This window comes from Desulfobaculum bizertense DSM 18034, assembly GCF_900167065.1.
Lineage (GTDB): Bacteria > Desulfobacterota > Desulfovibrionia > Desulfovibrionales > Desulfovibrionaceae > Desulfobaculum > Desulfobaculum bizertense.
Genome location: NZ_FUYA01000001.1, coordinates 252,800 through 267,618, shown reverse-complemented (window position 1 = coordinate 267,618; position 14,819 = coordinate 252,800). Strand labels below are relative to the sequence as shown.

Below are 14,819 nucleotides of genomic sequence, written 5' to 3'. Positions count from 1 at the left end.
AGGGAGAAAGACAATGGAACAGATGTTCTACACTCTGCATGATTTCATGGTGTATTCCAAAGGCTGGACCTACACCATCATGGGGCTGGGGCTGGTGTTTTACCTGCTCTTCTGGCTCTTTCTGACCGGTCGCGACGAGGCACCGAGGAAATACTAACGTTTCGCATCGGGTGCCCCGCACCCGATGAAGATATGTCAAGGAGACACTCAAATGTATGAGTTCCTGACAGGCCCCATGATGTGGATCACCTTCACGGTGCTGATCGTGGGCTGCCTTTACCGGGTCATCTGGTACTTCAAAGGTCTCGACTGGAAAGTCGACCGCGTTGCCTACCGCGCCCACATGGGCCTTGGTCTTCGCTGGGCCTGGAAATCCATCTACCACTGGCTGCTGCCCTTTGGCACCTTTGGCTGGAGAAGAAAGCCCGGCATGATGGCGCTGTTCTTCATTTTCCATATCGGCATTGTCTGTGTTCCCCTGTTTTTGGAAGCACACGCCGTTATCGTGACCCAGAAGCTCGGCATCAGCTGGCCAAGCATGCCCGGCTGGCTGGCCGACGGTCTGACCATCGCCATGCTCGGTGCTGGCATCATGCTGATTCTTCGCCGCATTGCGCTGGCCGAAGTTCGTATTCTCAGCACCTTTACTGACTATCTGGTTCTGTTTATTACCATGGCCCCCTTCGTGACCGGCATTCTGTGCCGCATGCACGTTCCCGGCTATGAAAACTGGCTGCTTGCTCACCTGATTTTTGGTCATCTCATGCTGCTGGCCATTCCGTTTACCAAGCTCTCCCACGTGGTGCTTTTCTTCTGCTCCCGTGCCCAGCTTGGAATGGATTTTGGCATCAAGCGCGGCGGTGAACGTGGCCGCGGTCAGGTCTGGTAAAACAAGCGATCCAAAGGAGCACGAGAATGCCAGAAGGTACCTTTTGCAATAAAACTCCGGTGCAGACCGAAGAGCAGCTGAAATCCCTGCTCTCTGACACCCGAGGCACCCAATATTACGAGGAAATGAAGTCTCTTGAGGTCGACAAGGATGCACTGTGGTCCCGCATCCAGAAGACCTGCAAGTCCAAGATGCGCACATGGCTCGACATCTGTGCACATTGTGGACTCTGCGCGGATTCCTGTTTTCTCTATCTTGTCAATGATCGTGACCCCAAGCAGGTCCCAAGCTACAAGATTCAGTCCATGCTGCGTACCCTCATTGAAAAGAAGGGTGACGTCAGCACTGAATTTATGATGGAATGCATGGAGACTGCGTGGTCCAAATGTACGTGCTGCTCGCGCTGCTCCCAATTCTGCCCCCACGGCATCGATATGGGGCAGATGAACAGCTACATTCGAGGCCTGCTCTTTTCTCAGGGTTTTGTTCCGTGGGAACTCAAGATCGGCTCCGGCATGCACCGCGTCTATCACGCCCAGATGGACGTGACGACTGTGGACTGGGTCGAGACCTGTGAATGGATGGCCGAAGAATACGAGGAAGAGTGGCCGGGGCTGACAATCCCCGTCGACAAGGAAGGCGCGGACATCATGTACACATGTAACGCCCGTGAGCCAAAGCATTATCCCGAGGATCTTGCTGAAGCTGCTATTCTCTTCCACCTCGCAGGTGAAAACTGGACCGTTCCGAGCGAAGGCTGGGAGCAGACCTCCCTCACCATGTTTGCCGGTGACTGGGAAGGCGCAACAATGCAGGTCAAGAATGTCTACTCTGCCATTGAACGCCTCAAGCCCAACCGTGTCATTGGCACCGAGTGTGGCCACGCGCACCGTGCAACTGTTATCGAAGGCCCGTACTGGGCCGGTCGCGAAGACGGCAAGCCCCCCCGCCCCTACATGCACTATGTAGAATGGGTGGCCGAAGCCCTTCGCACCGGCAAGCTGAAAATTGACCCTGCAAAGCGCATCAAGGTTCCCTGCACCTTGCAGGACTCCTGCAACTACGTCAGAAACTACGGTCTGGCCCAGACGACCCGCGAAATTCTTTCGTACATGGTCGAGCCGGGCTACCTGACCGAGATGACGCCCTGCAAGGAGTACAACTACTGCTGTGGCGGTGGCGGTGGCTTCAACGGCGTTGGCCGATACCGCGAGCAGCGAAACATTGCTCTTCAGACCAAGCGTGACCAGATTTTGGCAACCGGAGCACAGCTCGTTATTGCTCCCTGCCACAACTGCTGGGACGCTATCCGTGATCTGGAAGAGGAATACAGCATCGGCATCAAATGGTCGTTCCTCAAACCCCTGCTCATTAGCATGGTCGAGGTGCCAGAGCATCTGAAGCCGGAAGAATAAGCACTCTGGAGGGGGGCATCCCGCTCCCCTCTTTTTCAAAGCTAGAGAGGGCCTATGTTCAAGAAAATCCTGTTCGCGACCTCTGCTACTCCGGCCTGCGACCACGCCGCTCGCGTCGCCTTTGAGCTGGCAAAGCGTCATGGGGCCGAACTCACTGTCTTTCACGTGCTTGGCATCCCCACCCGAGCCTTTAGTCAGGTTGTGAAAGACGTCCGCACGGGCGAAGAAGTCACCCTTGATGACAACTATCTTGACTCCGTGAAAGATGAAATCTACAACTTTTACCTCAGACAGTTTGAGGCAAACCCCGAGGTCAAAATCCGGGTAACAACTGGCCTCCCGCATCGAGAAATCCTGCGGCAGGCAAGAGACACGTCCGCTGACCTCGTTATCATGGGCGCAAGTGCCCGTGAAGATTCACCCTACTACAGATACGGCATCCCCGGCAGTACTCTCCAGCGCGTGGCAAAAGCCGCCCGTTGCCCTGTTCTCACCGTGAGCCGACCCGCCGCCTCCTATTGGGGAGGCATCTCCAACATCGTTTTCGCAACCGACTTCTCTACCCCCGCTTCTCACGCCTTCCAATTTGCCGCCAGTGTCGCCAAAGACCTCGACTGCAAACTGAACCTTTTCCACGCGCTGGATATCTCCAACATCGCGGCAGGAAAAACCATGTCCCAGGACGAAATCGAAGACGCCCTCATGGATGCCCGCCGCAGAATGCACAGCGAGTATACATCGCAGCTCAAAGAGTTCCGGAACTGGAGCGTCGAAGCATGGGAAGGGGTTCCGTACGTTGAAATCGTGAAGTTTGCCCGCGAAAGGCAAGCCGACCTTATCGTCATGGCTCATCACAACCATGACAGCGACCCAGAGCAGGCACGCATTGGCAGCACAATGGAACATGTCATTGTTCGCGCAACCGCTCCCGTTGTCAGCGTGAACCGTCCAGATAAGGTACAAAGCCTCTCCTGAGGCATATAAATACGGAAAACATCCGTTTTCCGCCAAGCGAAGTGAGGTACTTCATGGCAAAAAAAATTCTCATCATCGATGATGATCCCAACATCGTCTCCTACATGTCAGACCTTTTCTCAGATAATGGGTATGACGTCTGTACTGCAGCAGATGGAGCAGAAGCCTACGACGTTGTCGAAAATGAACGCCCAGACCTCATCACCCTTGACCTGGAAATGCCCGAAGAATGGGGTCCCCGATTCTATCGGAAACTCTCGCAGAACCCAGAATTCGAATCAATCCCGGTCATCGTGGTCAGCGGACTCGCAGGGAATCGCTACGCCGTGCAAAAAGCCGTCGCCAGCTTTACCAAGCCCTTCGACCCCGAAGAACTGCTTCGCGCTATCCGCGAAACCATTGGAGAATAACTTAACCTTTACGTCCACAACGCCGTCCTTACCCTGCACGTAAGGACCCGATACAGGGGATTCTTAATGTCCAAGAAGATCATGATTGTCGACGACGATCCAAGCATCGTTGAATATCTGACCGACCTCTTCCACGATAACGGCTTCGCAACCTGCTCCGCTATCGACAGCTCCGACGCTCTCGACATCGTCACCAACGAAATGCCTGATCTCATTACCCTCGACATCGAAATGCCCGGTGAATGGGGTCCCCGATTCTATCGCAGAATCTCTCAGGACCCCGAACTCCGAGACATCCCCATTATCGTCGTCAGTGGACTCACTGGCGTCCAGCACGCTGTGAACCGCGCCGTCGCCGTCGTTCCAAAACCCTTTGACCCACAAAAACTCTTGTGTATCGTCAAAGAAACCCTCGGGGACAGCCCGGCACGCTAATTCACCAGTTCAGCGGTGTGCAGGCTCATCCTGTACACCGCTTTTTTGAAGCGCTCCCCATGAGGTGATGCGCGGAAGTGCTGGATGGGTGAAGATTGGGGGCCAGCCCCCAAGCCCCCGCGTAAGGGAATGATTCCCTTACGTATCCTCAGCGAGTTTGAATTCCATCCACGCTTCGCGTGAATGAAATTCAAACTTGGGTGAGAATGCGATAAGAAAGTCTTTCTCTTCTGCGAGTTCGCCACCATTTTCTTTCTGAACGCTCGCGTTCAGAAAGAAAGGGTTGGGGCGCAAAGAAAAAGAACGCACTGGGTGCCCATTAGCTGAAATATAAGGCTGATGGAGAGGAGAGCTTTGCTCTCATCCCACTCAGCCTTATATTCCAGCGAAAGCGGGATTCCCAAGGGCCTCGTCCTTGGGCGGGGTCAAGGGGCAGCGCCCCTTGCAGAGGTGCGGGGACAGAGTCCCCGCCCACCCTGGCGCCCCTTGCAGGGTTTGGGGCAGCGCCCCAATAAAACAAAACCCACCCGCCCGGCGCCCCTTGCAGAGCGCGAGACAAATTCTCGCACGCCCCCATGAACACTACTCATCCACTATGAAAACAGGACATGAACAAGATGAAAAAGACGATACTTCTTGTAGACGATGAGCAGGACATCCGGAAATTTCTTGGCATGAGCTTGGAGGAGCTGGGATATAGCGTACTCACGGCATCGACTGGCGCCGAGGCACTGGAGCTGTATACCAGAGAGCAGCCAGAAATCATTCTGACAGACGTCAAGATGCCGGGGATGAGCGGCGTCGACCTGCTGATTGCGCTGAAGGAGCAAAATCCTGACGCGGAAGTGGTTATGATTACAGGCCACGGCGATATGGATATGGCAATCCAAAGCCTGAAACATGAAGCGGCAGACTTCATCACCAAACCAATTCAGGATGAAATACTTGAAGCGACACTGAAACGCGTATCTGAAAAAATAGATATGCGCCGTAAGCTGAACGAGTATACGAATAATCTCGAACGGATGGTGGAAGAAAAGTCTGCGCAGGTCATCGAGCTGGAACGACAGGTTGCGGCCCGTCAAATGGTGGACGGCATCGCAAGCGCGCTGAGAAGCATTACCGACGACGTTGGAGGAAACGAGACCTTTAACGCCATGCCGTGCTTTATCTCGCTGCATAACGCTTACCTTGAAATCGTTGCGGTCAATCAGCTCTATAAAAAGAAATTTGGAAACATGATTGGGCATAACTCGTGGGACCTGTACGCAGACCCCAATGCCCGTGATGCAGGCTGCCCTGTAGGACGAACCTTTGCGACAGGCAAAGGTCAGCGCTACAGAAAAACACTGCGCACCTTCGACGGAGACCAGCTCCCTGTTATTGTCCATACCGCTCCAATCTTCGATCAGGAAGGCGAAGTCGATATGGTGCTGGAGTTTACCGTAGACATCACCGAGGTGAAACGCCTCCAGGATGAGCTGCGCGCAACCCGCGAAAAATACCAGGTCCTGTTCGACGAAATTCCCTGCTTCGTGTCAGTCATCGACAAAGACTTCAACACAACAGCCTCCAACAGACTCTATAACGAACTGTTTGGCGCTGAGCCGGGCGTGCCTTGCCACAAAGTGCTGGCCCACCGAGATACCCCGTGTACCAAATGCCCGGCAGCAAAGACCTTCGCCGATGGGAAAACCCACCAGCGGGAAACCATCATTACGGCCAAAGACGAACGAAAATATAATGTCCTCGTCTGGACCGCACCGCTTCGCGATGAAAATGGAGAAGTGACCGAAGTGATGGAGCTTGCCGCAGACATTACCCAAATCCGCGAACTTCAGGACCACCTCGCATCGCTCGGCCTGATGATCGGTTCCATGAGTCATGGCATCAAGGGAATGCTCACGGCACTGGACGGCGGTATTTACCGCGTTGAATCAGGCATGAAACGTGGTGATGAAGATCGCATGCAGGCGGGCTGGGACACAGTGAAAGACCTGACTCACCGCATCCGCTCAATGGTCATGCAAATGCTCCACTACGCGAAAAACCGCGAGCTGAACGTCGAAGAAATCGAGCTGAAAGACTTCTTTCAGGCAATCGTGAATATCATCGCTCCGCAGGCACACAAGGCCGGCGTGGAATTTGAATATGACCTGCACGGCACACCGGGTACCCTGACCGTGGACGCGCATGTGCTGAGCGCGGCACTGGTCAACTTTTTGGAAAACGCGGTGGATGCCTGCGCATCAGACAGCACACCAGACAAAAAGCATCGGGTCACCTTTGACGTGCACGCCACGGAAGAAATCCTGCGCATCCACATTGAAGATAACGGGACAGGCATGGATCAGGAAACGCGCGAAAAAATGTTTACGCTGTTCTTCTCCTCCAAGGGCTTCAAGGGCACGGGCCTTGGCCTGTTTGTCTCAGACAAGTCTATCCGCCAACACGGTGGCGTCATTGGCGTCAACTCCGCGCCGGGAGTCGGGACCGAGTTCGTGGTCCGGATTCCCCGCCGCATCCCAGAAGGCGAAATCACTATTACAGACGACTGCGAATAAAAAAACGCCGTCCCAAACGGGGCGGCGTTATTTTTTGTAAGAGAAAGACCCTAGTCCTCAGTATCAGCCTTGAGCTTTTTGTCTTTCTTGCGGCAGTCGGCGCAAATTCCGTAGAGATACATCTCATGCCCGGTGAGCACAAAGCCGTGCTCGGCAGCGAGACGCTCCTGCAACTGCTCAATCTTGTCATCAACGACAGCTATGGCTTTTCCGCATTCTTCGCAGATGATGTGATCGTGATGAGAAAATCCATACTGCTGTTCATACCGGGTTACCCCGTCACCAAAGTTGACCTCCTTGGCAAGGCCGGATTCGCACAGAAGTTTCAGAGTCCTGTAGACCGTAGCCTGTCCAATGGATTTGTCGGACTTTTTGACGATGTTGTAGAGATCCTCAGACGTATGATGCCCGGATTCTTTCAAAAAAATCTCCAGAATCAAACGGCGCTGCGGCGTCATTTTCAGATTCTTTCGAGCCAGATAATCGGTAAAGACCACCAGCGGTTCTTTCATCCTCATCATCCCCTTGGCTGACAGTTTGTCACAGTGTTCAGTGGGCGGGCCATCTGTCAAAAATGCGTTTCTTCGGACAAGGTGTATACTGTCCTTATCTTGCGGAACTGTCTGCTCAATAAAATTTAAATCCGGGGCCTGCAAGTTTGCATAGCCCCAGAACGGTTTTACAGGATATCAACGACCTGAAGCGACGCATCTGAAGCTTCGAGAGTTTCTTTGCCACCAAGAGCAACAAACTCTGCGTTCTGAGCAGCAGAAGCAACGAGTTTACCATATGCCGCAAAGTCTGCGGGACCAGCAGCAAGCAGTTCGTCGCGGTTCTTCTGGCGTTCTTCCACGGTTTCACCAACCAGCGCCCGAACCATTGCGGTGTAGCCCTGCGCATCTGGCAACAGATACGCATCCATTTCTCCAATGGCACCAACAATGCTCTTTACGCATTCGTCCTGACTCAGGTCCGCACTGGCAAAAAATTCACCAGTTCCGGCAAAGGTCTTGAGCGTGGCGTCGAGGTTCGGGTCACGGTACGATGCAAAAGCGAGAGAACCAGACAGGCGATCCAGCGAGCTGAATGCACCATAGGCTCCGCCCTGCACACGAACACGCTCCCACAGATACCCCATGCGGGTCAAACGATTCACAGCCAAATGTGCACCGCTAAAGGTGTAGCCAGCGCTCTTGAGGTCAAGAATTGCTCCCGCGTAATTGACCTGCGCCGGAATAGCAAGCCCTTCTGCTGTCGGGTAGCTTGCCGGGGTCCACTCGCAGGCAGTGAGTTCCTTCTCAGGAACAGCGGAAATAAAGGACTCAAGTGCAGGCCGGGCCGCAGCAATGTCCTCCGCAGTCGCCGAAAGGTTCAAAAGCAGATTGCCACGAGCCACAATGCGCTCGCGCACGCGCTCCAGACGGGCAAGAACAGCATTCCAATCTTCGTCAATGTCCTTGAGAAGCTGACGGTGCGCAAACAGGGCATCAATGCCGCCAAGCTGCTCGCTCAGATAGCCAGAAACGCCACAACGGGCACGAAGACGGCTCAGCACAACCATGTGCCCGGCAGGAACAATGCGCTGCTCCAGTCGAGCTTTTTCTTCCATGACAATCTGGCGGAAACGCTGGCGGTTGTCGAGCTTGGTGCTGCTCAAGACATCCCGGAGAATGTCGAGCATGTCACCCACGTTCTCAGACATCGCCTTGCCACGCAGGAAGAGATAACTCAGTGTTGCGTCGCCTTTCAGATTCTGCGTCACAAAGGTCTCAGGCTCAATGCCACCGGTCTTGCGCGCAATGCGCATTCCAAGGCTGGCAAAGTCTTCAAGCTCTGTTCCCATCTCAAAAAGAGCACGACCAAAAAGCGGAATCAGCGGCAGGTCATCCTGCTCCACAGCACGCAGATCAAAACCAGCATCAAGGTACACAATACCCTGTGCAGGTACATCGTGCAGCATGGTCCGTACCCCAGACAGCTCGGCCTCATCATGAGGAAGCGGGGTTTCGCTTTTCTCAAGATCTTCCAGACCAAGCATCGGAATGCTCTTGAGCGCTTCCGGATCGTCAGCCTTGCCCTGAAGTTCTTTAAGCGTGGCAGCGGTCTGCATGATCTCCTGCAACTCGGCTTCACTCATGCCGTCCTTGATCTTGGCCAGCTCGGCCTTTTCCTCATCGTCCTGCTTTTTGGCAAGGCCCTGCTCAGGCTTGAGCAAAACAGTGATGCGATGCGGATTCTCAAGAAGCTGCTCTTTAATAAGCGCCTGGAACACAGGAGCGCCCTGCTCCAGTTCACTCTTGAGCTTGGCAAGCGGCGCCTCAAAGGCCAGCGGGGTAAAGGGATCGCCATCATAAAGCCACGTGGTCAGAGACATAAGCATCAGAGAAAGACCACGCGGGAAACGTCCTGTGTTCTGCTCGCGCAGATCAAACTCAACGCTGTTCATCGCGGCTTCGATCATTTCCTGACTCGGGCCTTCCTCGACCAGCTCGGAAAGGACACGGTTCACGACCTCTTCGGCCTTTTCAAGGTCTTCTGCCTTCATGCCCTTGAGGCCAACACCAAAGCTCATCTGACGGAGTTCGTCACCAAAGCCGCTGGCGCAAAGATCTTCACCAAGACCAGACTCCATGAGAGCGCGGCGAAGCGGTGAGGACGGCAGACCAATCAGGATATGCTCCAGCACTTCCATGCGCAGGGCGCAGTCACGGTCTGCGGTCTCGGACAGAAGCCACTGGTGCGCAAACATGGCCTTGGCATCAGCACCACCATCATAGGGCTGTACCACGGTCCGGGGGGCGTCAAAGCTTGGCTGGAGACCAACAACAGAATCGACGTCCAGAGCGCTGTACCCTTCAAGAGCCTTGTCGACCAGCTCCAGACGGGTTGCTTCGTCATCATCACCATAGAACCAGAAACGGGCATTGGAGGGATGATAATAGGTCTCGTGGAAATTCTTAAATGCAGCATAGGTCAGGTCCGGGATATGCTTGGGAGCACCGCCGGAATCCAGACCATAGGTCATGTCTGGGTACAGGGCATGCTGCAGGGTTTCCTGCAGAATGCTTTCGGGAGAGCTGTACACGCCTTTCATCTCGTTAAAGACAACACCCTTTCTGGTCAGCGGAGCGTCCAGAGATTCCAGCTCGTAGTGCCAGCCTTCCTGACGGAAAATATTCTCGTCAATGCGGGGATGGAACACAGCGTCGATGTACACATCAATCAGATTATAAAAATCCTGCACATTGCAGCTTGCCACGGGGTAGCAGGTCTTGTCAGGATAGGTAAATGCATTGAGGAAGGTCTGGAGGGAACCTTTGAGCAGTTCAACAAAGGGTTCCTTGACCGGGTACTTGTCAGAGCCGCAAAGCACGGAGTGCTCCAGAATATGCGGGACTCCGGTGGAATCCTTGGGTGGAGTACGGAAGCTGACGCCAAAGACCTTGTTCCGGTCCGGGCAGCTCAGGCTCATCAGCTCAGCGCCAGTGCGCTCATGCTTGAAAAGTTTGGCTTTTGCCCCGATTTCCGGGATTTCCTTCTCAACAAGACAATTAAATCCATGTATCATGATGCTGTGTTCCTCCAGAAAGAGACTTTCTGTTGTGTGGGGTTAATTCAGCTTTTTTTCTTGGTAACGTCTACGAGGTGTACATGAGCTTTATCACAAATAAAACTGTTGTCCTTACGGGAGCCTCGTCTGGTGTTGGGCAGGCGCTGGCACTCCAGCTTGCCGAAGCTGGCGCCCATCTTCTGCTAAGTGGACGCTCTCGTCAAAAACTTGCGCAGACTTTACGCCTTTGCAACAAAAAAAGTGCAGAAGCTCAGTATGATGCACATCACAGCACAGTTGCCGGGTCTCTTGCCTGCGTCGACACAGCCTACCGCATTGGCCGACTGGCTCGCGAGCGAGGCAACCTTGGCGGCTTTATTCACTGTGCCGGGTATCTCGCCCCCGGCCCTGCAATCTGGGAAATTTCTCCCCGGGAATTTGGGCAGGTCATGGATGCCAGCCTCACTGGTGCGTGGCAGCTTATCCGCTTCCTTGTTCCCCTGCTGCTCGATAGAGATAGCACATTTGCAGCGTTTGTGGGGTCTGGCTCAGCAGAAATTGTTCAGCCGGGAATAGCGGCCTACTGCGTGGCAAAGGCAGGAGAGGAGCACCTCGCCAGACAGCTGGCAGGAGAAGCACCAAACATTATCAGCTTTGTGTACCGCCCCGGCATTGTCGACACCCCCATGCAGGCAGAAGCACGCAGTAGTACGGGACTCAAGGCAGACGAACTGCGCCCGGTCTTTGGTGGCTGGAAAGACAAAGGCCAGCTTATCAGTGCCGAAGACTCCGCGCGCGGGCTTATGCAGCTCCTCAATGCTCTTCGCCCAGAAATGAGCGGCAAGACCTTTGACGTTCGCTCTCTTCCTGATTTTTCATAACGCAGAAAAATAAAAGACGTGCAGCACGGACTTCCATACTGCACGTCTTTTACTGCCCTTTGCGGCAGTACGCTGTGGCTGCTGTTTAGGCCAGCGAACTATCTCCAAGCATATTCAGGGCAAGTTCCATCTCACGGCTGAAACGGTCCTGCACAGCGGCCTGCACACGCGGCGTGCTGGAGCTGAACTGCTTGCCACGGGTCTTGTAAATTTCCTTAATAAGCGACATGTCAAAATTCCCTGCGGATGCGCCCTTTATGGCATCCAGCGCCTCAGCAAAAATCCGTACGGAGCCAGAAGCTCCATGCTGCACGGCTGTGCTCCACAAGACCTGACCCAAAACGCCCCCCTCAGAGCGAAGATCAATGCCTGTCAGAGCTGCAAGCTTTTCTGCGGCTGGCATAAAGTGCGTCTGCCTGATGAATTCATGCTGCAAGTCAGAAAAATGCTGACCGTCGGCCTTGGCAATGCGTCGCCACACAGACGGCACTGGACCATACTTTGAACCGGTGTTGGCCCGGCCCGCTGCTCGCAGATCAGACGCCCATTCTGGCTCTCGATCAGAGAGGAACGTCAAAAAGCTGTCAAAAGTCCCAGCACGTGATGAAATTTGATACAGGCCATAGGACGTGCCGCCGTGACGATCGTAGCCAATCACACCGGGGTCACCATTGGACTCAAAACGGGCAGCAAGAAGTCCTGCCAAATCAGCGGCTTCTTTACTCCCAAAGCTCTTTTCAGCCAGAGTCTGCTCTGCGGCGTCGCGCAATGGTGAAGCTGTTGAGGATGCTACAGGCGGTGCCATTTCAGAAGAATCCTGTTCCACAGAATCCACTGTTTTCGCATCCCTGCTCTGCTGCATCTGCTCCTGTGACAGATTTTTGTCTGTCGCATGGGCGCCCTCAAGGGCACTTAGCATTGTGGCCAAAGTCTGCGCGCCCGCAGGCATACCGCCAATCATGCCACCCAAAAGGTCCGTAGGCTCATGCTCGCTTTTTTCACCAAGCAGGCTGTCCATCAGCATAGAGGCATCACTCAGGCGAGCCAGTTCCTGTGCTGTGTGCCCAGAAACATGATCCGCACTGTCGCCATCCATTGTGTTCAAAAACTGACCACCCAGCATCAACTGCGCCTGAATGCTCGAATAGGTGGACGCATCCCCACCTAAAATATTTCGCAAAAGCCCAGCAAACGCGCCACCAGAGGCGTGTCGTGCCGCATACTGGCGAATTTCTGCCAAACGCTCCTGCGCTGTGAGCTGCTGTGATACTCCAGAAACTTTACTCATGCTCTCTCCTTCACGAAAGAAGCGTCAAAATTCCTGACGCTCCTCTCTCCCGCAGAGAGTTTGAGCAAAAACGGTGCCAGCGCAATTTTGTTCAAGACTTGATTTTTACATCAGGAGTATTAGCACTACTCTTGAATCAAAAAATATTGCAGGAGATTCCCAATGATTTCACGAGACGAAGCATATCAGATGGTTAAGGAAAGCAATCCCCCCAGCCTGCTGCATCACGCTGAGCAGACCGAAGCTGTCATGCGCGCTCTTGCTAAGCACTTCAACGAAGATGTTGAACTCTGGGGCATTACTGGTCTTTTGCATGACCTTGACTATCCGCAGACAAAAGATGAACTCAAAGCACACGGCGCCAAAAGCCGGGAAATGCTCGAAGGCAAGCTGCCGGAAGACGCACTTTATGCTATTGTTGCTCACAACAGCGAATATACAGAAGTGGACCCCAAGAGCCATTTTGACTACGCCTTGCGCGCAGGTGAAACGGTGACGGGTCTTATTACTGCTGCGGCACTGGTACGCCCCAACCGTATGGAAGGGATGAAGCCCAAGAGCCTCAAGAAAAAAATGAAAGACAAGTCCTTTGCTGCCAGCGTCGACCGCGACCGCATTCGCGAGTGTGACAAGCTGGACATGGAGCTTGCCGAGTTCCTGCAGCTCTCCATTGATGCCATTACTGGAGTTGCTGCTGAAACTGGCCTTGTGTAATCACCCGCAGGGCCACAGCCCACGGGGAAGCGTTTATGCTCAGGTTACGCCAGTACATGGATGACGATGACCAGAACAGTGAACGAAGTTTTGCAGAAATTCAGGTCGCACGTCTGGTGCGCTGGATATACATGGTTGGGCACGGGTTTATTGCAGACCAGTGCCTCCTGCGCGCCTCTGCACTGGCATACACAACAGTGCTTTCACTTGTTCCCCTGCTGGCTGTTGCCTTCTCTATTTCCAAGGGCTTTGGCTTTCAGGATTCCGACTTTATTCGCAGCATACTTTTGCGTGCGACCACCGGAAACCCTGAAATCGTCGATGCCATAGTTGGCTATATCAACAACACCAATGTCGCCACCCTCGGCGTCATTGGTGTTTCCTTTTTGCTCTTTACGGTCATTTCGCTTCTGGGAAACATTGAGGCCAGCTTTAACAGCATCTTTGGCATCAAGGCCCAGCGCAGCATCTGGCGCAAGTTTTCAGACTACCTCACAGTCGTCCTCATTTGCCCCCTGCTCATTCTGGTTGCCATCAGCGCCACGGCATCCGTCCAAAACACAGGCTTTATCCAAAATATCCTGAGCTATTCTGTTTTTAGCACACTCTACATCATCACACTCAAGGCCCTGCCTTTCATCACAACCTGGTTCGCCCTACTCTTTATCTATATTTTTATCCCCAATACACGGGTGCGCTTCTGGCCTGCATTTGGCGGGGCATTTATCGCAGGAACACTGTGGCAGGTCACCCAAGTCCTGTATATCAAGTATCAGGTCACAAGTTCAAATTATAATGCTATTTATGGAAGCTTTGCCCAGGTCCCACTCTTTCTTATCTGGCTCTTTATCAGCTGGGTCATTGTGCTTCTTGGTGCAGAAATTTGTTTTGCACTCCAGTTTAGCGAAACCTATTACAGTGAAGCGAGACTGAACGACTACAGCTTTGACGACAGACAGCAGCTTGCTGTGCTTATGCTGGCATTGCTCACTCATGTTTTTATGCAAGGGAAAGAGACGCCAGACAATGAGACCATTGCCCACAGAATTAATGCACCGGTGAAGCTGGTGAATGATGTCATGTACATGCTTGCGCAATCCCGAATTGTGCAAAAGATTGACCATCCGGGCAGTGAAGCGTTTAGCTTGGCTCGTCCGCCAGAAAAAGTTCGGATTGTTGACATTTTGCGTGCGCTTTCTCATTTTCGGGCCAAGAGCGGTCGGCAACCCATTGAAATGCATTCAAAGCTGCTCTCCCCCGTATTTAGCGGCCTGATACAGGCAGCATACGAAAGCAACTCCAACCTGACCCTGACGGAATTCGCCCAGAAATGTTCATTTAGCGATTTCTGTCAGGACAAAACCGAAGACACGCAACTATAATGAAACATTCATTCAAATTTTTCGCGAACAAGGACTGCCGGTATTATCCCTGTCACAAAACAGCAGACCCTGAGCATTTCAACTGCCTGTTCTGCTTCTGCCCGCTGTACTTTCTTGACGACTGCGGGGGGAACTACAAGATGACACGAGGAGTCAAGGATTGTACGGACTGTACACTCCCCCACGACAAAGGCGGCTATGCGCATGTTCTGAAACGCCTCAAGACCGAGTTCACCGAGATGCGAAAAAATGCAGCCGAGGCAGACAAGCCTGACGAATCTGCATAAAGCCTCTTCACATCATTGATGTTTCTGAT

At 53.5% G+C, this 14,819-nt stretch carries 15 protein-coding genes; 11 read left to right on the top strand and 4 right to left on the bottom strand.

Features of this window, described 5'->3' with window-relative positions:
* Window positions 1-13 precede the first annotated feature (13 nt).
* From hmcD to divK (B5D23_RS01215), 6 genes are all read left to right on the top strand, one after another.
* Window positions 14-157: a sulfate respiration complex protein HmcD gene (gene hmcD, locus B5D23_RS15115; protein WP_200803610.1), complete on the top strand. Its 144-nt coding sequence runs from the start codon at window positions 14-16 to the stop codon at window positions 155-157.
* A gap of 54 nt (window positions 158-211) precedes the next feature.
* Window positions 212-889: a sulfate respiration complex protein HmcE gene (gene hmcE, locus B5D23_RS01235; protein ID WP_078683569.1), complete on the top strand. Its 678-nt coding sequence runs from the start codon at window positions 212-214 to the stop codon at window positions 887-889.
* Window positions 890-915: 26 nt separating this feature from the next.
* Window positions 916-2,304, top strand: coding sequence for a sulfate respiration complex iron-sulfur protein HmcF (hmcF, locus tag B5D23_RS01230; protein WP_078683568.1), 1,389 nt, complete (start codon window positions 916-918; stop codon window positions 2,302-2,304).
* Window positions 2,305-2,358: 54 nt separating this feature from the next.
* Window positions 2,359-3,279 carry a universal stress protein gene (locus B5D23_RS01225; protein ID WP_078683567.1) on the top strand — a complete coding sequence of 307 codons (921 nt, stop codon included), beginning with the start codon at window positions 2,359-2,361 and terminating at the stop codon, window positions 3,277-3,279.
* Window positions 3,280-3,332: 53 nt separating this feature from the next.
* Window positions 3,333-3,689 (top strand): DVU0259 family response regulator domain-containing protein, encoded by a 357-nt coding sequence (gene divK / locus B5D23_RS01220; protein WP_078683566.1) that lies wholly within the window; start codon window positions 3,333-3,335, stop codon window positions 3,687-3,689.
* A gap of 66 nt (window positions 3,690-3,755) precedes the next feature.
* Window positions 3,756-4,124 (top strand): DVU0259 family response regulator domain-containing protein, encoded by a 369-nt coding sequence (gene divK, locus B5D23_RS01215; RefSeq protein WP_078683565.1) that lies wholly within the window; start codon window positions 3,756-3,758, stop codon window positions 4,122-4,124.
* A gap of 138 nt (window positions 4,125-4,262) precedes the next feature.
* Here the strand turns inward: divK (B5D23_RS01215) and B5D23_RS14975 are convergent, their stop codons facing one another.
* Window positions 4,263-4,433, bottom strand: coding sequence for a hypothetical protein (locus B5D23_RS14975; RefSeq protein ID WP_159445866.1), 171 nt, complete (start codon window positions 4,431-4,433; stop codon window positions 4,263-4,265).
* A 299-nt stretch (window positions 4,434-4,732) separates the two neighbouring features.
* Between B5D23_RS14975 and B5D23_RS01210 the strand changes: the two genes are divergently transcribed.
* Window positions 4,733-6,688: a hybrid sensor histidine kinase/response regulator gene (locus B5D23_RS01210; protein WP_348980880.1), complete on the top strand. Its 1,956-nt coding sequence runs from the start codon at window positions 4,733-4,735 to the stop codon at window positions 6,686-6,688.
* A gap of 50 nt (window positions 6,689-6,738) precedes the next feature.
* On the opposite strand, the gene B5D23_RS01205 is transcribed toward B5D23_RS01210, so the two are convergent.
* Together B5D23_RS01205 and B5D23_RS01200 are read right to left on the bottom strand one after the other, a co-directional pair.
* The gene (locus tag B5D23_RS01205; RefSeq protein WP_078683564.1) at window positions 6,739-7,200 is read right to left on the bottom strand and encodes a Fur family transcriptional regulator; all 462 of its coding nucleotides are present in this window, start codon (window positions 7,198-7,200) and stop codon (window positions 6,739-6,741) included.
* Window positions 7,201-7,367: 167 nt separating this feature from the next.
* Window positions 7,368-10,256 (bottom strand): insulinase family protein, encoded by a 2,889-nt coding sequence (locus B5D23_RS01200; RefSeq protein ID WP_078683563.1) that lies wholly within the window; start codon window positions 10,254-10,256, stop codon window positions 7,368-7,370.
* An 83-nt stretch (window positions 10,257-10,339) separates the two neighbouring features.
* Between B5D23_RS01200 and B5D23_RS01195 the strand changes: the two genes are divergently transcribed.
* Window positions 10,340-11,119, top strand: coding sequence for an SDR family NAD(P)-dependent oxidoreductase (locus B5D23_RS01195; RefSeq protein ID WP_078683885.1), 780 nt, complete (start codon window positions 10,340-10,342; stop codon window positions 11,117-11,119).
* Window positions 11,120-11,204: 85 nt separating this feature from the next.
* Here the strand turns inward: B5D23_RS01195 and B5D23_RS01190 are convergent, their stop codons facing one another.
* Entirely contained in the window at window positions 11,205-12,407 is a 1,203-nt protein-coding gene (locus B5D23_RS01190) for a VgrG-related protein (RefSeq protein ID WP_078683562.1), read from the bottom strand.
* Between the two features lie 162 nt (window positions 12,408-12,569).
* Here B5D23_RS01190 and B5D23_RS01185 point away from each other — a divergent pair, with 162 nt between their 5' ends.
* From B5D23_RS01185 to B5D23_RS01175, 3 genes are read left to right on the top strand one after another with little or no spacing between them, the layout of a single operon-like run.
* Entirely contained in the window at window positions 12,570-13,121 is a 552-nt protein-coding gene (locus B5D23_RS01185; RefSeq protein ID WP_078683561.1) for an HD domain-containing protein, read from the top strand.
* Between the two features lie 35 nt (window positions 13,122-13,156).
* Window positions 13,157-14,503, top strand: coding sequence for a YhjD/YihY/BrkB family envelope integrity protein (locus B5D23_RS01180; protein WP_078683560.1), 1,347 nt, complete (start codon window positions 13,157-13,159; stop codon window positions 14,501-14,503).
* Window positions 14,503-14,790: a cysteine-rich small domain-containing protein gene (locus tag B5D23_RS01175; RefSeq protein WP_078683559.1), complete on the top strand. Its 288-nt coding sequence runs from the start codon at window positions 14,503-14,505 to the stop codon at window positions 14,788-14,790. Before B5D23_RS01180 ends, B5D23_RS01175 begins: the two co-directional genes overlap by 1 nt.
* Window positions 14,791-14,819 lie beyond the last annotated feature (29 nt).